Consider the following 21898-nt stretch of genomic DNA (forward strand, 5'->3'; position numbering starts at 1 on the left):
TATGAACCCTCTTGTGAATAGCTTACTCAATGTGGTGCTAATCCTTGTGTGTGTGGTGTTTGGAGCGGCCTTGCTCACCTGGCTTGAGCGGCGTTTACTCGGTATTTGGCAAGACCGATATGGCCCCAACCGTGTCGGTCCCTTTGGCACCCTGCAGATTGTTGCTGACATGATCAAGTTGTTGATGAAGCAAGATTGGGTGCCCCCTTTTGCCGATCGACTCATCTTTATTGTCGCTCCAGCCTTTGCGATGTTTGTGGTGGTGGCAGCATTTGCGGTAATTCCCATGGCGCCAGGCGTTGGGGTGGTAGATTTAAACATTGGTTTATTATTTTTCCTTGCCATGACCTCTTTGGGGGTTTATGCGGTAATGTTTGGTGCTTATGCTTCAGATAACAAGTACGCCATGTTGGGTGGCTTGCGGGCTGCAGCGCAGATGGTTAGCTACGAAGTATTTATGGGCCTATCCCTTATGGGTGTGGTGATGCTTGCTGGTACCTTTAACTTACGTGAACTAGTGTTAGCGCAGGCTGACGGCTGGTTTATTGGGCCGCAAATCGTCGGCTTCTTTATCTTTTTTATGGCAGGAATCGCCGAAAGCCATCGCACTCCCTTTGATTTGCCAGAAGCCGAGCACGAACTGACTGCAGGATTTCATACGGAATATTCTGGCATGAAGTTCGCGATGTTTTTTATTGGTGAATACGTCAGTGTACTCATGAGTGCAGCGATGATTACGGTGTTGTTTTTTGGTGGCTGGTTGGGCCCTGCTTGGCTGCCTCCATTAGCGTGGTTCTTGCTTAAAACCATTGCTTTGGTGCTACTGATGATTTTGATTAGAGGCTCGTTACCACGGCCTAGGTATGATCAATTGATGGCCTTTGGCTGGAAATTCATGTTGCCTTTATCACTAGTCAACTTACTTATTACCGGCGCGTTAATACTTATATAGGAGGCAGGATCATATGCAACAGAAGACAGGTCTTGTGCATCTTGGATATATCGTCTGGGATTATTTTTACAGCAATATAATAACCTTAGTGAAGGTGGCTTCCCACACCTTCACCAAAGCCGATACAGTTGAGTATCCAGAGCAAATGCCCTATTTGGCACCGCGTTTTCGCGGCCGTATTGTGCTTACCAGAGACCCCACTGGTGAAGAGCGCTGTGTGGCCTGTAACTTATGTGCAAGTGCTTGTCCTACAGATTGTATTTCGTTACAAAAAACCGAAGATGACACCGGCCGTTGGTCAGCTGAATACTTCCGTATTAATTTCTCTCGCTGTGTATTTTGCGGTTTATGTGAAGAAGCTTGTCCAACCTATGCTATTCAGCTTACGCAGGACTTTGAGCTGGCAGAGTATGAACGCCAAAATCTAGTTTACGAAAAAGAACATTTACTTATTGATGGCCCTGGCAAACACCCTGATTATAATTTTTATGAAATGTGTGGCAAGGCCGTATCAGGCCGTGCTAAAGGCGCCGGCAACCAAGAAGCGCAACCGGTAAATTTAAAGAGCTTGTTGCCATAAATCTAACTTAACTTACCAACGAGGAGCAGGGACATGATCTGGGCCTACCTCTACAATATTGTATTTTATGCGAGTTGTGGGGTCACTGTGGTGGCCACCATACTCATGATAAGTCGTCACAATGCCGTGCATGCGTTGCTGTATTTGATTATTTCGTCCTTGTCTTTGGCGATTATTTTTTATCTCTTGGGCGCACCATTTGCTGCTGCTTTAGAAGTCATCGTTTATGCAGGTGCTGTGATGATCCTATTTGTATTCGTTGTAATGATGCTTAACCAAGGACAACGATCGGCAGCCCAAGAAGCTTCTTGGCTGCCAGTTAGTGGCTGGATCATGCCTTCGGTGCTGGCGGCTATATTGCTCACTTTGTTACTGCTTGGCATGTATAGCGAACAACCTTTGCAACCCTATGGAGTCCACGGTGTGACGGTAAAAGAAGTGGGCATTGCCCTATTTGGCCCTTACGTGTTGGTGGTGGAATTGGCTTCATTCTTACTCTTGTCCGGACTTATCGGGGCCTTCCATATTGCCCGTAAAATGCCTTCCCACATGAATCAGAGTACCTTGGAGGAGGCCGAAAATGGATAGTCAATACATAGATCATGCCATAGTGTTAGCTGGTATTTTGTTTTGCATAGGCTTGGTGGGGGTTATGGTGAGGCGTAACCTGTTATTTATGATGATATCTATTGAGGTCATGCTCAATGCCTCTGCGCTGGCCTTTATTGCTGCAGGCTCTGCTTGGGGCCAGGCCGAAGGGCAGATTATGTTTCTCGCAGTAATTACCTTAGGTGCGGCAGAAGTTGCCGTGGGATTGGGCCTTACTTTGCTGCTGTTTCGTCACCATAACAGCGTCAACGTAGATCAATTGAACCAGTTACGAGGCTAGGAGAAGATGATGCAACAACTGTGGCTTATCCCCTGTTTACCATTAGTGGGCTTTTTGCTGTTAGTGTTGGGTCATGGCCGTTGCAGTCGCTCACTAGCACGGTTAGTTGGTGTCGGTTCAGTGGCCATGGCAGCTTTGGTCACGTTGTGGGTGGCGCTGGATTTTTATAGCCCAGGTGCAGCTCAAACTTATCAAGTGCAACTGTGGCCTTGGCTCAGTGCAGGCGGGCTTGAAGTGAGTTTTGGGCTCTACTTAGACGGCTTATCCTTAAGCATGCTGTTCGTTATTACCGGGGTAGGTAGCTTGATTCATTGGTATGCCTCCGGCTACATGTGGCAAGATCCAGATTATCAACGCTTTTTTGCCTATATGAATTTATTTGTGGCAGCCATGATAATGCTGGTACTGGCGGACAACCTAGTACTATTATTTTTGGGTTGGGAAGGGGTAGGCTTGTGTAGTTTCTTGCTAATTGGCTTCTGGTACCAAGATCCAGCTAACGGTTATGCCGCTCGCAAAGCTTTTGTGGTAACCCGCGTCGGTGACACAGCCTTTGCCATCGGATTATTCTTGTTATACCGTGAATTAGGTACTTTGGATCTGCCCTCCATCATGGCGCTGGCGCCTGAGCAATTTGTCATGGGAGCCAATCGACCAACCCTCATTGCCGCCCTTTTATTAGCTGGTGCTTTAGGTAAGTCGGCGCAGTTGCCGCTGCACACCTGGTTGCCAGATGCTATGGCCGGCCCTACGCCAGTGAGCGCCTTGATTCACGCAGCTACTATGGTAACGGCTGGGGTTTATCTTATTGCTCGCACTCATGCTGTATTTTTGCAAGCCCCAGATGTGTTGTTGGCGGTAGCGTTCATAGGCCTTTTTACCTTATTGGTATCTGGCTTCACCGCCCTCAATCAAACGGACATCAAACGTGTACTTGCTTACTCGACGATGAGTCAAATTGGTTACATGTTCTTTGCCTTAGGGGTAGGTGCTTGGAGCGAGAGTATTTTTCACTTGATGACTCATGCTCTCTTTAAAGCCCTGTTATTTATGACTGCAGGTTCAATTATATTAGCCTTGCACCATGAGCAGGATATCCGTTCTATGGGTGGTTTGCGGCGTCAATTGCCGGTACCTTTCTGGTGTTTTGTCATTGGCAGCGCTTGTTTGGTGGCCTTGCCACCGACGTCAGGCTTCTTCAGCAAGGAAGCTATACTCAATGCCAGTTGGCAATTGCCCGTTTACGGCCCTTGGTTCTGGGCAGGTGGCGTTTTAGGCGCATTTATCACCGCCATTTATAGTTTCCGCTTATTATTTCTGGTGTTTTTTGGCCCTCCAAAAGCGCAGCCACACGAGCCAAAAGGTTGGCAGTTCCATCCCCCATTAATAATTTTGGCCGCCTTGTCACTGGTGGCAGGTTGGTTTGTGTTGCCCACAGGTGCAGTACTGCCAGCTTCGCCCACTGGCCATCCACCCATGTGGACCTTGGTGGTAGCTATTGGATTGCCTTTGCTGGGCATTGGTATTGCCTATCAAGTCTATGTGCGCAATAAGTGGCAGGCCTTAAGATTTGCCCAGTGGCAAAGATTGCGGCAATTCCTGTTTCAAGGCTGGGGTTTTGACGGCCTATACAGACGGCTACTTCTTACCCCTTTTACAGCCTTAGCCCAGTTCAACCGTAACGATGTTATTGATGGGCTACCCAAATTATTGATACATCTAAGCGTCTTTTTACACAGGTTGTTTAGCCAATTACAAAATGGTCAATTACGCTTTTATATTGCCACCTTAGCCACTGCCGCCATCATTGTCTTGGCATTGGCATTGGCAATCGAAGTGCTGCAGGTGAATAAGGCTATGGGAGAATAGACACTATGCAACTACTCGGCATTATCATCAGCCTATTAGGCGGTGGCGTATTAGCCTTAATGGTGGGGCGCCAATCGCCAGTCGCCAGTCGTTGGCTTAGTTTGGCGAGCTTGGTAGTGGCTAGCGTTTTCTACACTAGCCTTTGGCTCGATAGTACAAATCCATTATCTACCTCAATCTGGCTGCTACATATGGATTGGCCATGGATTGAGCGCTTTGGTATTCATTTGTTGTTGGCCACTGATGGTTTGAGCTTAGTTCTCATAGGTTTAACATTAGTGTTGGGCTACGTGGCATTATTGTCGGCATGGCATGAAATTAACCATCGTTGTGGCCTGTTTTATCTTAACTTTCTGTTCACTTTAGCCGGTGTGGTAGGCGTGTTTAGTGCCTTGGATTTATTCCTTTTCTTTGTGTTTTGGGAAGTCATGCTGGTGCCTATGTTCCTCATCATTGCCATTTGGGGTCACGAAGGCCGACGTTATGCTGCCACCAAGTTCTTCATCTATACGCAGGCCAGCAGTTTACTGATGTTGGCCGCCATGGTGGGCTTGGTATTATTAAACCAGCAGCAAACCGGCGTCTTAAGTTTTTCTTGGTTCACTTTAAACCAAACCGATACCAGTGGCACCATAGGTATGTGGTTGATGCTAGGTTTCTATGTGGCTTTCTTAGTCAAATTGCCAGGTTTGCCAGTGCATAATTGGCTACCCGACGCTCATACCCAAGCACCGACTCCAGGTAGCATATTGTTAGCTGGTATTTTATTAAAAACTGGTGCTTATGGATTGTTACGCTTTGTGTGGCCTTTATTTCCAGATGCCGCCTCCGCTTTTGCACCTATTGCCATGGGTTTAGGGGTGTTGAGTGTGCTCTATGCTGCTAAATTAGCCTTTGCCCAAAATGACCTTAAGCGTCTAATCGCCTACACCTCAATTAGCCACATGGGTTTTGTTAGTTTAGGAATATTTGCTTGGAATCACCTTAGCTTGCAAGGCACTGTGATGCAAATGGTCGGTCATGGTTTAAGCTCTGCCGGATTATTTGCTATTGCTGGTCTGTTGCAGCAGCGCTTACATACTCGTGCCTTGGATGAAATGGGTGGTTTGTGGAGCCAAATGCCTAAGTTAGCTGCTTTGAGCATGTTGTTTGCGGTAGCAGCCTTAGGCTTACCAGGTTTAGCAAACTTTGTAGGTGAATTCATGATCTTGTTAGGGGTGTTCCAGGTAGAGCCTTGGGCGGCTTCACTGGCGGCCTTGGGCATGATTTTGGCACCAGTCTATGCCTTAATCATCATGCAAAAAGGTTTTTTTGGTGCCGCAGTGGATGGCAAAACTGACGCGTTGGATCTTAACGCACGCGAAATGTTGATGTTAGGGTTGTTAGTAGCAGGCCTCGTATTGCTGGGGTTTTGGCCTAATCTTATATTTACCGTAACTGCTGCACCAGTAGATTATCTGATGCAATTAGGCAAAGGAGGTTAGTATATGAACTGGCTCGAATTAACATCACTCATGCCGTTGTTATTAGTGGCTTCAATTAGTGTCATATTATTACTACTCATAGCCTTCGTACGTGACCACAAGCTTATCTGTTGGGTTACCTGTATTGGATTTTCTATGGCTGCATATTTGGCCTTTACGGATATGGGCAATACGGCGCAACAAGTGACCCCCTTGTTGATCATAGATGATTTCAGTCGCTTACTGGGAGGAGTTGTGTTGTTGGTAAGCTTAGCCTGTGCTTGGATGTCCTACGCCTATCTAGAAACAGCTGATGAAATCTCTGAAGAGTATTATATATTGCTCTCCCTGGCGGCCTTGGGTGCCTGTGTGCTGGTAGCGAGTAACCATTTTGCCAGTATGTTTATTGGCCTAGAACTCATGAGTGTATCCTTGTTTGCCATGGTGGGTTATATGGCCCATAGTAAACAGCAGACCAACACGACCCTTGAGGCTGGGGTTAAGTACATGGTGCTTTCGGGAGTGTCGTCAAGCTTCTTATTGTTTGGGGTGGCTCTGATTTATGCTTATGCAGGCAATCTATCTATAGACCTTCAAGTCGTTGCAGGGGGGCCACAATTACAATCGGGGTACTTCGTTGTTGGCTCGGCCCTGCTGTTAGTGGGAGTTGCCTTTAAGATGTCGTGGATACCGTTCCATATGTGGACGCCAGATGTTTACCAAGGGGCGCCTGCGCCTGTTACCGGCTTCTTGGCGGGAGCGGTTAAAGTGGCCGTGTTTGCCTTTGCTATGCGCTGGTTAATGATGGCGCAAGGTGACTATTTAGATTTACTGCTTTTGGGTTTAACCGTGATGGCGGTATTGTCTATGGTTATGGGCAATTTGTTAGCTTTGCGGCAAAATAATTTAAAACGCCTACTGGGCTACTCAAGTATTGCTCATATGGGATACGTTATTGTGACTCTTGCAGCCAGTGCAACCCATGGGGCCACTACCTTATCAACTGCTCTTGAGGGAGCAGGCATCTACTTGCTCACATACGCCAGCATGACCATGTTAGCGTTTGCGGTTATAAGCCAACTAGCAGCCCAAGACCGACGTTTTGAGAGTGGTACTTTGGTGCATTATGAAGGCCTCCTGTTTCAGCAACCTCTGTTAGCAAGCTGTTTAATCCTGGCCATGTTGGCCCTAGCAGGAATGCCCTTAACAGCAGGCTTTATCGGTAAATATTATTTAGTACTAGTAGCAGTCGACAGTCAACTTTGGCTATTGTTGGGTTTGCTGGTGCTAGGCAGTAGTCTAGGCTTATATTACTATTTGCGGGTGATATTGGTGCTGTGTAAAACCCCTGTTAGCGATCGTCAGCTGGTTCTTGGCACTAGTGAAAAACTGCTATTGTTGCTGTTGGCAGCGACTACCCTTTGGTTGGGCCTATATCCAACACCCGTGATCGAATGGGTTCAACTCGCCATTGCGTAGGGCCTTACCATCCCTACTTAAGGAAGAACCTCTTTCTACAGCTTCGACTACAGTTAATCAAAACCCTACATCTCAGCCCATGTGCTTGTGACATGGGGCTTTTTATTTCTGACATGCAAGAGGTTCACTTACTCATTAAGTCGTAGCCTCTAATAATTTTTATACCAATTTTCTAAAAAAATAACCATTTAATTAATACCCTTCGGTACTTGATGACCTTATAGATGGACTCTATTATGGGCGAAAAAATGTTTATTTAATTAACATAAATTTATCTATTGTTGCATTTTAAAACATATCCTTTTCATTATATTTTATTGTTCATATATTATGTTTACCTGTATACATTATTATCCTAGAGCGACACTATTAGGGTGAAATTTATTGTAAAAACGACAAATTAGGATTAATATGGTTTAAATGATCTACAAATATACTTTTATTTAAACCCTAGTTTAATCACCGAATATGTATGTCGCTAAATATAATTTCCAATAAAAATTGGCAGCTAGGGGCCTTATTAATCCCTGGTTATAACTTGGCTGAAATGAGCCATATTGTCGAGCCTTTAAAAGTTGCCAACCACCACCTTGGGCATGAACTTTATCGCTGGAAATTGTTTTCATTAAACGGTGGCCCCGTACTATCTTCATGCGGCATACAGATTGATACGTTACCCTTGACCTCTTACCTAGCTTTAGATCAACTTGACGCAATAGTTATTTGTGCAACCCAAGACATCCATCAGCTCCCTCTTCAAGGCTTTACTGCACCTTTGACGCGCTTAGCCGAAAATGGCACTTTGTTAGGCGGTGTGGGCACTGGGCCTTACTACCTCTACCGTGCAGGCTTACTAGACGATTGCCGATGGACCATCGATCACCGCCATTTAGGTGATTTACGCCAACAAGGTGCTACACCAAACCGTGCAATCTTTAATGTGAACAATAACCGCTTCACTTGCCAAGGTGGCAGTACAAGCTTGGATATGATGTTACATATTATCCATCTCCACCATGGTAAATCGTTGGCGATAGCCGTAGCAGAAGAGATGAATTGTGGTATTTTACGGACCCCAAAAGAGCATCGTTTAGATAATAAGATCAGCCCTTACGGTTGGCCTAATTCTTTACAGCAAGTGGCATCATTAATGGAAAATAATATTGATGAACCATTAAGTCTTTCTGAAATAAGTGGATATGCTGGTTTGGGGAAGCGTCAAATTCAACGTTTATTTAAAGTATATATTGGCATTTCTCCAAGTATTTATTATTTAGAAAAACGCCTTAATCATGCCCATAAATTATTATTTGAATCTGAGTTTACAGTTGAAAAGATTGCCATACATAGTGGCTTCTCTTCTTTGCCTAGTTTTTATAAATGTTATAAAAAACGTTTTGGACTGCCACCGTTAAAAGCGCGTCATCAAAAAGCATTAATGTGGTCCGCTTAATTAATTAAATTACCCTTTTCCTTCGCCGTAACATAAAATGAAAACCACAAAAAAGCCCAGCAATTGCTGGGCTTTTTAATGCTGAAGACTTGGGGCGCTAGCCCCAAGATATCGCCATTAGAACTTTGCGTAAGCTTCGCGCAACTGAACCATAGGATGGTTTTCAGACATCTGGAACTTTACCAACAACTCACGCGCAATCATGTCGCGGTCTTGCTGATTGTTTGGAAGATCAATCGAATCAGGGATGGTTACCCAAGCGTTGATATTACGATCGAAAACAGCAGCTTTGTCTTCTTCGTAGCCCATATGAACGTCTTCCAACCAGTTAAGGTCGGACCAGTTCATTTTGGCCATGTATTCCGTAAGGTACGGAGTACAATGATCCATGTCAGGTACCAAGTTAACGTCGTAGCGGTAACCGATGGTCTGACCAATCATCTTCTCACGTTCTGTATCCAGACCGTCTGTAGTTAAATAATGATCTACTTCTTTTGACATTGTAATGTCCTCCTAGAAACGCGTCATGTCTGGACGGCCAACTGTATGCTGGCTACCTGCTAATGGTACTTGAGCCATGGCAGACGCTTCCATGGTTAGGGCCGCAATGTCTTCTGGCTCTAGAGAATGGATGTTTGTCTTACCACAGGCACGTGCCAACAACTGACATTCGATGGTTAAAGTGTGCAAGAAGTTATATACACGCTCAGAAGCTTCGTCTGGATTTAGACGAGCACGAAGCTTAGGATCTTGAGTCGCAACACCTACTGGACAACGGCCAGTGTGACAGTGATAACAAGAACCAGCTTCTACACCCATTTCGTTAGGGAAATCAGCTTCTTCAATGTCACGGTTACAGTTCAATGCCATCAGCGAAGAGTGACCAATCGCAACTGCATCGGCACCAAGTGCCAAAGCTTTAGCCACGTCACCACCGTTACGGATACCACCAGCGTATACAAGGCTGATTTCACCAGTCTTACCTACGTCATCAAGGGCATTACGCGCCTGACGGATAGCAGCAATACCAGGAACACCAGTTTCCTCAGTAGCCACGTGTGGGCCAGCACCAGTGCCGCCTTCCATGCCATCGATGAAGATAGAGTCTGGCTCACACTTAGCCGCCATACGCACATCATCATATACACGAGCCGCACCCAACTTAAGCTGAATAGGGATCTGCCAGTCAGTGGCTTCACGGATTTCTTTGATCTTCAAAGAAAGGTCATCTGGACCCAACCAGTCTGGATGACGAGCAGGTGAACGCTGGTCGATACCAGCTGGTAGTGAACGCATCTCAGCAACCTGATCGGTTACTTTCTGGCCCATCAAGTGACCACCTAATCCAACTTTACAGCCTTGGCCGATAAAGAATTCACAAGCATCAGCTAGACGCAAGTGGTGTGGGTTAAAGCCGTAACGAGATTGAATACACTGATAAAACCACTTTTCAGAGTAGCGACGCTCATCAGGGATCATGCCGCCTTCGCCAGAACAGGTCGCAGTGCCTGCCATGGTTGCGCCACGGGCCAATGCTGTCTTAGCTTCGTAAGACAATGCGCCAAAACTCATACCAGTGATGTACACAGGGATGTCGAGTACCAAAGGACGCTTAGCTCTAGGGCCGATCACGGTTTTGGTTAAGCACTTTTCACGGTAACCTTCAATTACGAAGCGTGTCAAAGTACCAGGCATGAAGGTCAAGTCGTCCCAGCTTGGGATTTTCTTGAACAATGAAAAACCACGCATACGGTAACGACCAGGTCGGACTTTATGTGGATGTCATTCATGACTTCCGGCGGGAACATGAAGCTCTTCCCGATAATTTCTTTTTGATTAACAACTGCCATAATAAGTATCCTCGCTGCTCTTAAAGAACTAGCTTCTTCTCTGATGGTTCGAGGTTGTCGTAGTTCCACAACTGCTTACCAGCAACGATCTTTTGAATGTTATCGATGCCGTTAGGCGCTTCCATACCATATAGATCTAGCTTAGACTTTAACCACTTACGGTCAAGGTCGTTCAAGTCAGCGGGCACGGCGTCTACACCTAAGCCTTCAATTTTGCCACCTACGTAGATAGTACCGTCGTACATAGAGTCGCCAAGGTTGATGCCAGCGTCGCCAAGAATGATCATCCGACCACGTTGCATCATAAAACCTGTGAATGCGCCAGTCTTACCACCAACGATGATAGTGCCACCTTTTTGGTCAATACCGGTACGCGAACCTACGTCACCTCTACAAACTAAGTCACCACCACGAATGGCTGCGCCGAAGGTAGAACCCGCATTTTTCTGGACCATAATAGTTCCAGCCATCATGTTTTCGCCACATGACCAGCCAACACGACCAGAGATGTTCACGTTAGGTCCGTCGATCAAACCACAACCAAAGTAGCCCAAGCTACCTGTGACATTAAGCTGTAAACGGCTTAGAATACCGACACACAAACCATGCATAGAGCCTGGGTTGCTTAGATTAATAGTGCCGCAACCTTCTGCCATCAATTCTCGAATACGAATGTTAATTGCAGTTGCATCCATACCTTCACAATCCAAAGTACCTACTTTGTTTGTGTCGACTACTGGAGCCCATGCATAAGTAAAATTCGCCGATTCGCCAGCATCAAAAAAACGTTGCTGAGTTCTGTTTGTGAGCTTTTCCGTGTGCAAACCCATGTCATGGGATTGACCGGACGTGCTTACAGTTGCCATACGCGCACCTCGCCTTCATAGGGGTCAAATGTATCAATATCGTGGTCGAAGATTTTACGGATTGAAACTTCTTCAGAAGCCAATGCGATGAAGTCATCACTCTCATAGATAACCATAGGCTTAGCAGCCATAACGTCTTTAGCCATACCTAGCGAGTCAGAAGTCGCTACAAGGTAGGTAAATACGCCGTCTAAGTCTTCTACTGAACGACGCATTGCTTTTTCTAAGTCGTCGCCTTCACTAATACGGTTAGCGATATAAACAGCAATAAGCTCTGAGTCACAGTTGGAGTTAAAACGATTACCAAGACGTTCTAGGGCACGGCGGTTAGTCCAGTAGTTCGTTAACTGGCCGTTGTGTACTACAGATACGTCTGCAAACGGATATGCCCAGTAAGGGTGAGCTGAACGAATATCTACGTCAGACTCAGTCGCCATACGGGTGTGACCGATTGCGTGTGAACCTTGGAAAGAGTTGATGCCATACTGAGCCGAAACAACAGCTGCATCGCCCAAGTCTTTGATCAATTCAAGACCGTTACCACAAGACATTACTTCAACGCCTTCGATGTCTTCAATATAATCGATTAAGTTTTTAAGGTCGCCATCAAAAGACACTTCATAACGCAACGCGTAAGAAGTTGAATTTTCTTTTTTAGCTACGCTAGCACCTAATTCTGCCATACGCGCATCGACTAAGTCGTTGCGTGATTGAAGCTGTGATGTAACGTCAAAACCTTTCTTAGTATCAGCTTGCTCTGCAAGGTTGATACGCATTATGTAGTTACTAATGGGGGAGCCATATAGCGCATAACCGGTAGAATCTGGTCCGCGATGCTTCAGAGCTTGAAGCATATCAGTCATTTCTTGTCCGATGTTTGCACCGCCCGCCTTCTTATGGATAAGGCCTGCAATACCACACATGGTCGCGTCTCCTAATATTTACTTTTAGAGTAGTTATAAAATTGGCTGGCAGGCTATTAACCTTGCCAGCCGGGGTTTTCTGAAAGCTTGCCGTTTATGGCAAGCAATCAAGATACGTTTCTGTATCCCAGTTAGTCACAGTTTGATTAAAGCGTTCCCACTCATCATTCTTATGACCACTGTAAACAGTGTACATTTCACCAGGCATAGAGGACTTGATCACTTCATCATTTGCAAGCTCATTCATGGCTTCGCCTAAAGACATTGGTAATTTCGTAACTTGCTTACCAGCCTCCATAGCCGCGTAGATGTTACGTTCTTCCGGATCGCCTGGGTCAAGATCGTTGTCCATACCATCGTCAAAGGCTTTAAGTAGTGCCGCACCCATTAAGTACGGGTTAACCATTGAGTCTACTGAGCGGTACTCAAAGCGTCCTGGTGCAGATACACGCAAAGCACACGTGCGGTTCTGGTAACCCCAGTCAGCAAAGATCGGTGCCCAGAAGCCAGTGTCCCATAAGCGACGGAACGAGTTCACAGTAGAAGAACCAATTGAAGTTAATGCTGGCAAGTGAGCAATTACGCCACCGATACATTGTAGGCCGATAGGACCTGGCTTAGATTCATGGATATCAAGTACTGGCATAAAGGTGTTATGACCACCTTCGCGGTAGGTAAATGGACCAGGCATACCTGGAAGCGAATCAGTACCCGCGATTTCTGGATGACATACGTCTTCGCCGCCAGACCATAGAGACATGTTATGGTGACAGCCTGAAGCTGACACACCCATAAATGGCTTACTCATGAAACAAGCAATCAAACCAAATTCACGTGCAACTTGTGCACAGATTTGACGGTAAGTGGTTAAACGGTCTGCGTTTTGCAGTACATCATCATACTGGGTGTTCAATTCTAACTGGCCAGGGGCGTCTTCGTGGTCGCCTTGAATGATATCTAAGCCCATTTTCTCAGAGTATTCAATGACGCGCATAAATACAGGGCGCAATTCTTCAAACTGATCAATGTGGTAGCAAGTTGGCTTAGTCACGCCGCCATCTGGCATGCCGTCTTCGCCCTTCTTCAACCACATCATTTCTGGTTCGGTGCCACAGCGCATTTCTAGGCCGTGCTTACCTTTAAATTCTGCGTGAATACGACGTAAGTTGCCACGACAATCTGAAGTCAAAAATTGACCTGGATTAACACGCTCTTCGCGGTTACGGAATAGCGTACAGAACACGCGTGCAACACGCTTGTCCCAAGGTAGCTGCACAAATGTATCTGGATCAGCGATACCCACAAGCTCAGAAGCTTCAGGACCGTAACCAATGTACTCACCATGACGGTCAATAGCTAAGTTAGCTGTTGAACCATATACAAGCTGAAAGCCTTTGGCCGCTGTACGTTCCCAGTGACGTGCCGGGATACCTTTACCCACAATACGGCCAGTTACAGAGATAAACTGGTAATAAACATAGGTAATACCTAATTCGTCGATTTTAGCGCGCACTTGCTTAACCAGGTCATCACGGCCTGGAGCGTCAACGTATTGCTGTAAATCTGTCATCGATGCCTCCTCATATTATTGTTGTTTGGGCTTAAGGACCTATAATTTCTAACCAATAAAACGATATTGGTATAGAAAAGGTACATATAAAGCGCCGTAAATATATACCATTTATGAAATTGGTGAGGCAAGTCTTTTTTTGTTAATTATTTCTACAAACGATATGAATTTTAACTAAATTGATGTTTTATAAACATATTTTTATTTGACCCTTAAATCATTATTTTAGGGTAATTTGCTCCAAAACTAATTTTTCAGTTGTTATAAACCATTAGCTATACCAATTATCATTATAAACGTGCTAATCTTAATACCAATAATAACCAAAAGCAGTAGCAGACCATGTTCCCCAGCAAGGCACCTTTAAACTACCGAACCCTAGATCGACGCCAGTCTAAGCCTAATGGCGCTCGGGCATTAGCTACGGCCATCTCTGAGGCCATACGCAAACAGGTTTATAGGGCTAACGAGCGCCTGCCTGCTGAACGAGACTTGGCTGCCCATTACGATGTCTCCCGAGGCACCTTACGAAGCGCCCTTACATTGTTAGAACAAGATGGCTTGGTAGAGCGTAAAGTGGGTAGTGGTACTTTTGTGCGACCACAGGCGCCAGACGAGACTGCTAGCCAATTTGCCGACACTACAAGTCCGATGCAACTTATGCAGGTTCGCAACATGCTAGAACCAGCTATTATAGATCTTGCAGTGCACCATGCTGCGGGCCGTGATCTTGAACAACTGGGCCAAGCCCTTGAAAGGGTAGAGGCAGCTAGAACCGCCGAACAGTTCTCTATTGCCGACGAAGCCTTTCACCAAGCCATAGCGCAAGCATGTGACAATCCGCTGATGATGTGGATTTACGAGCAAGTGAATGAAGTTCGTCGCCATGAATTATGGCGCGCTAGCCGGGGCAAAGTATTAAGCGCTGAGAACATGGCCCAGTACAATACCCATCACCGAACCATATTCGAGGCCATCAGCCATCGTGATGCACAAACAGCCAAAGCCACCATGACCGAACACTTAGACAAGGCACAAAAGGATTTAGTGCGCTAATCTCCAGTTTTATCAGCCATTTGTTAAAAAAATTAACAAAATATTACATTCTATACATACTGCAGACAAAGGTTGTTCATATCATATTGTTATCGTGAGTTTTGTACACTCGCTGTGATCAGTGACTATATTAATACCATTTGAGCCCCCTGGCCTATGAAACCGCTTAGCTATTACAGTGCCAACCCCATGCCATCACCTGTATTGGGTGATGACGGCACACAACGCTACAGAGTGCCTGCACAGCATTTAATTTCTTTGCAATTGGCTGCGGGTTCCACCTTAACGTTGAACGACCCCGAAGGTGAGCAAGAAGTCCAGCTTATGGCCTTTGACAGTAATGGTAATCCGGCCCTTGAAAGTTTGGGTGTAACAGCTAATAGTGATATTGCACCTTTACGTGACTGGATGAGCGCTAACAACCACGCCAACTGCCAAGGTATTTCTATCTTTGGGGTTAAGTCAAAAGCCCTAAGCAAGCAAAGCTACTCCATTACCAATGATGTCTTATGTTTGATCGCTGCCCCAGGTGAGGACATGAGCCAAGAGCAACTGATACCACCTACGGACATTATTGTTGGCGTTAGTGGCACCGGGGTAATTGTTAATGATGAATTGCCAGCGCCGTTAGGGGTTGTAGATCGTGAAATTCGAATTAACAACAGCACTGCCCAAGGCTACTTAGTTAAAGCGGGTGAATACATTCAAATTATTGACGTTGCCGGCCGCCAATGCTCGGACTTTATTGCCTTAGATGCAGCGCGCTTAGCACACGGCGTAGAAAAACTTATTTGCCCATTAACTACACGCACCTTAATGGCCTCTGCTTTCCCAGGCCCTGGCCTATATGACAAGTTTTATACCGATGATCAAGTTAATGTGCTTAATGTTATCCAAGACACAGTAGCCCGTCACGATACCTTTAACCTAGCCTGTAGTGCTAAGTATTATGATGACATCGGCTACCCTGGTCACACTAACTGCACAGAAAACCTCAATGCAGTGTTAGGCCCAATGGGTGTTGCACCGCGTAAAGGCTGGCCAGCAGTTAACTTTTTCTTTAACACAGGCTACGACGATTACGATCAACATAGCTCGTGCCAACCGTGGACTCGCCCGGGTGACTATATATTAATGCAGGCTCAGGTAGACCTTGTTTGTGGTTCTACGGCTTGCCCAGACGACACCAGCCCAGCAAACGGCTGGAACCCAACAGACATTCACGTGCGGATTTACGCCGCTGATAACAACTTTGAGAAAGGCAATGCCTTCCGTAAAAACGCCGTAGCAGATTCCACTATGACTAAGAAAACAGCATTTCACGACCGCTTCGCCACCATGACTCAACACTTTGTTGATTATAATGGCTACTGGTTAGCAAACCACTTCAGTAACTATGGCGCTATCGCTGAATACTGGGCGTGTCGTGAAAAAGTGGTATTGATGGACTTAAGCCCATTACGTAAGTGTGAAGTTTTAGGCCCAGACGCCGAAAACTTATTGAATTACGCTGTTACCCGTAATATTCGTAAGCTTGCCATAGGACAAGTGATCTACACCGCCATGTGTTATCACAATGGCTGCATGGTAGACGACGGTACGGTATTCCGCCTTGGAACTGATAATTTCCGTTGGGTGGGTGGTTGCGACGGTGCCATTGAATGGCTGCGTAAAGTAGCGATCGAAAAGAATTTTAGTGTAGTGATTAAAGATTCCAACGACCAACTGCACAACTTACCAGTACAGGGCCCACTAAGTGGCGAAACCTTGAAGAAGGTGATCTTCACCCCTGATTCTCAAACCACTATTGAAGATCTGCGTCCATTCCGCATTACCCATGGTCGTATTGGTGGGCCACAAGGTGCACCTGTGACTGTGTCACGCACTGGCTACACTGGAGAGCGTGGCTACGAAGTGTGGTGCCACCCTAAAGATGGATATGAAGTATGGGACGCAGTATGGGAAGCTGGCCAAGAATTTGGCATCACACCATTAGGGTTGGAAGCTTTGGACAACCTAAGAATCGAATCTGCATTAATTTTTGCTGATTACGAATTTAACGATCAGACCGATCCGTTTGAAGCTGGCATCGGTTTCACAGTGCCGCTTAAAACTAAAGAAGAAGATTTTATTGGCCGTGACGCCTTGATTGAACGTAAAGCTAATCCACAGCGTCAACTGGTCGGTTTAGTATTAGAAGGTGAAGAGATTGCAGGCCATGGTGAATGTGTCCGTGTAGGACGTCAGCAAGTGGGCACTATTACCAGCGCTGTGCGCTCACCCATATTAAATCAGAACATTGCATTATGTAGTATGTCCATCGGTCACATAGAGCCTGGCACTCAGGTAGAGGTAGGTAAGCTTGATGGCCACATTAAACGTATTCCTGCAACCGTAGTGGGCATTTCTCACTACGATCCAACTAAATCTCGCGTGAGGGCTTAATTTGGAGTTGATGTTGCAAGCCTTTTCAATTCAACTGCATAGCTGAATCGAAAAATAAACAGGCTTTTGCCTGTCTTTAAAAGAAAAGGGTGTTTTTACCCGTAGTTAAAAGCTGTTATTTGACAGCTTATGTACTTACTAATAATTTGTAAATACATGAATATCAATTAATAAAAACAATACCGAGGAAAAAATAATGAAATTTAGAAATACTTTTATAGCAGGCGCTTCTGCCATTCTATTATCTGCAACTGGCGTAGCCAAAGCGGCCGATAGTACTCAACCTATTGTTATCCCGCTCCATAACTGGTCTAGCCAACTTGTTATGGCTCATGTAATTGGTGGCATTTTTGAAAGCATGGGCAGCAACGTTGAATATGTACCAGCAGATTCACAGGCGGTTTACGAGTCTATTCGTAATGGTGACGTTACTATTTCACACGAAGTTTGGCAGTCTAGTATGGGAGGCTCATTTTACAATGCAATGGCTAAGGGCGGCTTGATCGATGCTGGCACTCACTCAGCGGCTACGCTTGAAGAAATGGGCGTTCCAACTTGGGTTATTGATGAAAACCTATGCCCTGGCCTTCCTAATTGGGAAGCTCTCAAAAACTGTAAAGATGTGTTTGCTACAGCTGATTCAGGCGGAAAAGGTCGTTGGTTAGAAGGCCCACAAAGCTGGCATGGTACTTTGATGCCAGATCGCGTTGCCGCTTTAGGTCTTGGTGACGATTGGACTGTTAAGTTTGCTGGTACTGGTGCAGCTTTGTGGGCAGAACTTGCTTCTGCCAAAAAAGAAGGTCGTGGTACCATTATCTTTAACTGGACACCAAACTTTACTGACGCAGAAGGCTTTACGTTCATTGAGTTCCCAGAGTACACTGATGGTTGTCGTATAGTTGATGGCGGTGATGGAAGTTGTGGATCACCGAAAGGCTGGTTGAAGAAAGCCGCAAGCTATAAGTTCCCAAAGAGTCACCCTGCTGCGTATTCTGCGTATAGCAAAATATCTTTCAATACTACACATATCGGTCAAATGGCCGCTCTAGTTGACCTTGAAAATTTAGGTGCTGAAGAAGCTGGTGCAAAATGGCTTGCTGAAAACGAAGCTGTTTGGAAGCGTTGGACTAAGTAATACTTAAACCAATGCAACCTGAAGTAACACAACCCTCTGCTTGGTACCCAAGCAGAGGGTTATTTTTTGACATAATGGCCTTTACTAACTAACCTAAGATGTCAGCCTTAACCACTAAAATTTAAAAAATGAATTCGCCTATGTCTATGCAAAATGCAATATCTCCTTCGGACGAACCCGTTATTCGTTGCGACTCAGTTTACAAAATTTTCGGCAACAATGCAGAAAGCATGTTAAAGAAAGCTAATGGTGTAGTTGATGCTGCAAAATTTCAGGCAGCAGGATGCATCGTTGGAGTAAATAATGCTTCTTTCGACATACATGCAGGTGAACTGCTGATTATCATGGGCTTATCTGGCTCTGGAAAATCAACCCTATTAAGGTGTATCTCCAGATTGACCGACGCCACTGCTGGCAAAATATTCATTGAAGGGGAAGATATCCTAACGATGAATAACAAGCAGTTAATTGAATTACGTCGCAATAAAATGGGTATGGTGTTTCAAAACTTCGCTTTATTGCCACACAAGACAGTATTAGAAAATATTGCTTTCCCATTACAAGTAAAGGGCGTTAGCACTCAAGAGAGTGTTAAAAAAGCCAAAGAAATGGTGGATTTAGTTAGCCTTACTGGGCGCGAAGACTATTTCCCGCGGCAACTATCAGGTGGACAACAGCAGCGCGTTGGCATTGCCCGTTCGCTGGTGATTGAACCTGATATCTGGTTCCTTGACGAACCTTTTTCTGCACTTGACCCACTCATTCGTAAGGAAATGCAGGATGAGTTTCTGCGTTTACAATCAGTACTACACAAAACTATCTTATTCGTCACCCATGATTTCGACGAAGCCTTGCGCCTAGCTGACCGCATCGCCATCATGAAAGATGGCATCATAGAACAACTTGATACCCCCGCGAACATTGTGCTTAACCCAGCGACTGAATACGTGCGTAAATTTACTGAAGAAGTACCACGCGAAAAAGTACTAAAGATCGAATCTGTTATGGACGCATTTGATTCAAGTGAGTCAATGAGTGACCTTACAGTGCAAAATAGTGCCATCATTGAAACCGTAGCTGAAGTCATTCTAAGCTCTAGCAAACCTTTAACAGTTGTCGATGACGCAGGTAAGGCCGTCGGGACTATAACCGCTGCTAAAATTGTTCATGTTCTGTTTGGAAGCCATTCAACCCAGAGGAGTGAAAACGCCTCATGATCGAACTATTTAGACAAAGAAAATACCTGCAATTTATCTTATTGCTGGTCATTTTTATTATTCTATATCAGTCTATTGGGCCTTCTGAAACTAATGTTCTGTGGCGTTTTCCTCCATTAATAAAAGCGTTCCCCATTTTTATCAATGATTCAATTAGTTACTTGATGTTCGAATGGTGGCCAATTGAAGTGTATGACCCAGATATCCAGGAGTATGAACAGAAGCCGCTAGTGAGCCAATTCACGCGTATGATATCGGGCTTCATTCTGTTCATGATCGAGTTCATCCGAGAAATAATGTTGGGTGGCGTGAAAACAATCGTTACCTTTTCTGGTTGGGACTGGGCAACGGCTAACCCATGGGCAAAATGGCCGGGATTACCCTGGACTGTTGTAGCTGGTGGTGCCACAATCCTAGGTTATGCACTAAACGGTCGTGGCCTTGCTTTATTGGTGGGACTTTCGACTTCTTACATTGCATTGTTCGGACAATGGGAACCGTCAATGCAAACCCTGTCATTCGTATTAGTAGCTGCACCGGTTTCTGTTTTTATCGGCCTCTGGTTTGGTGTGTGGGCATTCAGAAGCAAACGCATAGAAGCAATACTCAATCCGTTGCTAAATATGGCCCAGATCGTGCCACATTTTTCGTATTTGATTCCTGTCATGGTGTTTTTTGGCATTGGTGATCATGCTGGTGCAATCGCAACGGTTATTTTTGCAACACCGCCTATGGTTCGTCTAACTTTATTAGGCCTTAAAAAGCTGCCGCCAGAAGTCGCTGAGTCTGGAGTGATGAGTGGCTGCAACAACTGGCAACTATTAACCAAAGTACTGATTCCAACCGCTCGTCGCGACATTTTAATTGGTGTTAACCAAGTCATTATGCAGTGCTTGGCTATGGTTGTATTGGCCTCATTAATCGGTGCAAAAGGGCTGGGTATCCACTTACTGATCGCTCTTAATCAACTCAAAATTGGCATTGCGATTGAGATGGGTATCTGCATTGTCTTAATTGCTATTGTTCTCGACCGTATGTCACTAGCATGGGCCAATAAGCAAACCGATTACTTTTCCAATCCTACATTTACTGAAAAATATAAGTACCTGCTAATGTTCGGTGTTGTTTTCATCCTAGGTATTATTTTTGCTTATATTGGCACCTTCATTTTTCCTGAAGGGATCAATTACCTTTACCTGATTCCACACAATAAAGGCATTTCTACTGCAGTGTTTTGGCAGTCTGGTGTTGATTGGATTTGGGATACGTTCTTCTTCTCCCTAAAAGCCTTCAACGAGTGGCTAACCGTTGAGGTATTGATGCCCGTAAAAGCGGCTTATTTAGGTATGCCAGTAGTTGCCACCTTTACTCTGGCAATGGGTGTTGGATTTATTGTAGGCGGCATTCGCTCTGCTCTGATTGTGGGTGGATTCCTTATGTTCATCGCACTGACCGAATGGTGGGACCGCGCGCTGATTACCGCATACCTAATGACTGTTTCCGTGCTCATTGCAGGCTTTAGCGGAATTTTTGTTGGCACACTGTGTGCTCAAAATCCGAAATCTACGCGTTTTATTCTGACCTATTGTGATACGTTTCAGACCTTCCCATCGTTTATTTATTTAATCCCAGTAATGATGCTATTTGGTGTGACAGACACCTCTGTACTTATCGCTATTATTATCTATGCCACGATACCGGCACTTCGCTACACTGTAGAAGGCCTACTCAGTGTTCCAGAGTCATTGCAGGATGCCGGAACAATGTCTGGCGTTGGCCGTCTGCAACGCTGGCTGTCTATTGAATTACCTATGTCATTTCCACATATGGCACTGGGTATCAATCAGACTGTAGTATTTGCACTTTCTATGGTTATTATCGGAGCGATGATCGGTACAGATGATCTTGGACAGTTGATCCTGGGTTCTCTGTCCGATAGAAATGGTGTTGGTAACGGATTAATTCTTGGAATATGTGTTGCTTGTATTGGCCTCGCTATCGATCAGATTTTACGAACTTGGGCCAACCAGAGAAAACAGGCTCTGGGGTTAAACTAAAAAAGTAATAGGCCGGGTTATGACCCGGCCTATTAGGTATCTGATAGTAGTAATCCAGATACAAAACTCAATTTAATTTTTTAATGATGTATTA

General features: G+C 45.3%; 18 protein-coding genes. 13 read left to right on the top strand and 5 right to left on the bottom strand.

Going from position 1 to position 21898, the window contains the following annotated elements; genetic code table 11:
* Position 1: 1 nt before the first annotated feature.
* From nuoH to ABXT70_RS13010, 8 genes are all read left to right on the top strand, one after another.
* Positions 2-952: an NADH-quinone oxidoreductase subunit NuoH gene (nuoH, locus tag ABXT70_RS12975; protein ID WP_443640880.1), complete on the top strand. Its 951-nt coding sequence runs from the start codon at positions 2-4 to the stop codon at positions 950-952.
* Positions 953-965: 13 nt separating this feature from the next.
* Complete coding sequence (gene nuoI, locus ABXT70_RS12980; RefSeq protein ID WP_443640881.1) at positions 966-1532, top strand: NADH-quinone oxidoreductase subunit NuoI; 567 nt, start codon at positions 966-968, stop codon at positions 1530-1532.
* A gap of 33 nt (positions 1533-1565) precedes the next feature.
* The gene (gene nuoJ, locus ABXT70_RS12985) at positions 1566-2120 is read left to right on the top strand and encodes an NADH-quinone oxidoreductase subunit J (protein WP_443640882.1); all 555 of its coding nucleotides are present in this window, start codon (positions 1566-1568) and stop codon (positions 2118-2120) included.
* Positions 2113-2421 (top strand): NADH-quinone oxidoreductase subunit NuoK, encoded by a 309-nt coding sequence (nuoK, locus tag ABXT70_RS12990; RefSeq protein ID WP_443640883.1) that lies wholly within the window; start codon positions 2113-2115, stop codon positions 2419-2421. The genes nuoJ and nuoK overlap by 8 nt, the downstream gene beginning before the upstream one ends.
* Positions 2422-2427: 6 nt before the next feature.
* Entirely contained in the window at positions 2428-4290 is a 1863-nt protein-coding gene (gene nuoL / locus ABXT70_RS12995) for an NADH-quinone oxidoreductase subunit L (RefSeq protein WP_443640884.1), read from the top strand.
* Between the two features lie 5 nt (positions 4291-4295).
* Positions 4296-5774 carry a complex I subunit 4 family protein gene (locus ABXT70_RS13000; protein ID WP_443640885.1) on the top strand — a complete coding sequence of 493 codons (1479 nt, stop codon included), beginning with the start codon at positions 4296-4298 and terminating at the stop codon, positions 5772-5774.
* 3 nt (positions 5775-5777) lie between these two features.
* Positions 5778-7232, top strand: a complete 1455-nt coding sequence (locus tag ABXT70_RS13005; RefSeq protein WP_443640886.1) for an NADH-quinone oxidoreductase subunit N — start codon at positions 5778-5780, stop codon at positions 7230-7232.
* Between the two features lie 472 nt (positions 7233-7704).
* Positions 7705-8685, top strand: coding sequence for a GlxA family transcriptional regulator (locus ABXT70_RS13010; RefSeq protein WP_443640887.1), 981 nt, complete (start codon positions 7705-7707; stop codon positions 8683-8685).
* Between the two features lie 117 nt (positions 8686-8802).
* On the opposite strand, the gene ABXT70_RS13015 is transcribed toward ABXT70_RS13010, so the two are convergent.
* From ABXT70_RS13015 to ABXT70_RS13035, 5 genes are all read right to left on the bottom strand, one after another.
* Positions 8803-9186, bottom strand: a complete 384-nt coding sequence (locus ABXT70_RS13015) for a hypothetical protein (protein ID WP_443640888.1) — start codon at positions 9184-9186, stop codon at positions 8803-8805.
* Positions 9187-9198: 12 nt separating this feature from the next.
* Positions 9199-10434 (bottom strand): FMN-binding glutamate synthase family protein, encoded by a 1236-nt coding sequence (locus ABXT70_RS13020; protein ID WP_443640889.1) that lies wholly within the window; start codon positions 10432-10434, stop codon positions 9199-9201.
* A 121-nt stretch (positions 10435-10555) separates the two neighbouring features.
* Positions 10556-11401 carry a hypothetical protein gene (locus tag ABXT70_RS13025; RefSeq protein WP_443640890.1) on the bottom strand — a complete coding sequence of 282 codons (846 nt, stop codon included), beginning with the start codon at positions 11399-11401 and terminating at the stop codon, positions 10556-10558.
* Entirely contained in the window at positions 11389-12324 is a 936-nt protein-coding gene (locus tag ABXT70_RS13030; RefSeq protein ID WP_443640891.1) for a hypothetical protein, read from the bottom strand. The genes ABXT70_RS13025 and ABXT70_RS13030 overlap by 13 nt, the downstream gene beginning before the upstream one ends.
* A gap of 94 nt (positions 12325-12418) precedes the next feature.
* On the bottom strand, positions 12419-13894 hold the full coding sequence (locus ABXT70_RS13035) for a glutamine synthetase family protein (RefSeq protein ID WP_443640892.1): 1476 nt from the start codon (positions 13892-13894) through the stop codon (positions 12419-12421).
* A gap of 342 nt (positions 13895-14236) precedes the next feature.
* Between ABXT70_RS13035 and ABXT70_RS13040 the strand changes: the two genes are divergently transcribed.
* The 5 genes from ABXT70_RS13040 (at position 14237) to ABXT70_RS13060 (ending at position 21804) form a co-directional block, all read left to right on the top strand.
* Positions 14237-14950, top strand: coding sequence for a FadR/GntR family transcriptional regulator (locus tag ABXT70_RS13040; protein ID WP_443640893.1), 714 nt, complete (start codon positions 14237-14239; stop codon positions 14948-14950).
* Positions 14951-15106: 156 nt separating this feature from the next.
* On the top strand, positions 15107-17395 hold the full coding sequence (locus tag ABXT70_RS13045) for a DUF1989 domain-containing protein (protein ID WP_443640894.1): 2289 nt from the start codon (positions 15107-15109) through the stop codon (positions 17393-17395).
* Between the two features lie 196 nt (positions 17396-17591).
* Positions 17592-18530 (top strand): ABC transporter substrate-binding protein, encoded by a 939-nt coding sequence (locus ABXT70_RS13050; protein WP_443640895.1) that lies wholly within the window; start codon positions 17592-17594, stop codon positions 18528-18530.
* A gap of 140 nt (positions 18531-18670) precedes the next feature.
* Positions 18671-19747, top strand: a complete 1077-nt coding sequence (locus ABXT70_RS13055) for a quaternary amine ABC transporter ATP-binding protein (RefSeq protein WP_443640896.1) — start codon at positions 18671-18673, stop codon at positions 19745-19747.
* The gene (locus ABXT70_RS13060) at positions 19744-21804 is read left to right on the top strand and encodes an ABC transporter permease (RefSeq protein ID WP_443640897.1); all 2061 of its coding nucleotides are present in this window, start codon (positions 19744-19746) and stop codon (positions 21802-21804) included. Before ABXT70_RS13055 ends, ABXT70_RS13060 begins: the two co-directional genes overlap by 4 nt.
* Positions 21805-21898: the final 94 nt, after the last annotated feature.

The organism is Candidatus Njordibacter sp. Uisw_039, from assembly GCF_047730075.1.
Classification (GTDB): Bacteria; Pseudomonadota; Gammaproteobacteria; order Pseudomonadales; family Balneatricaceae; genus Njordibacter.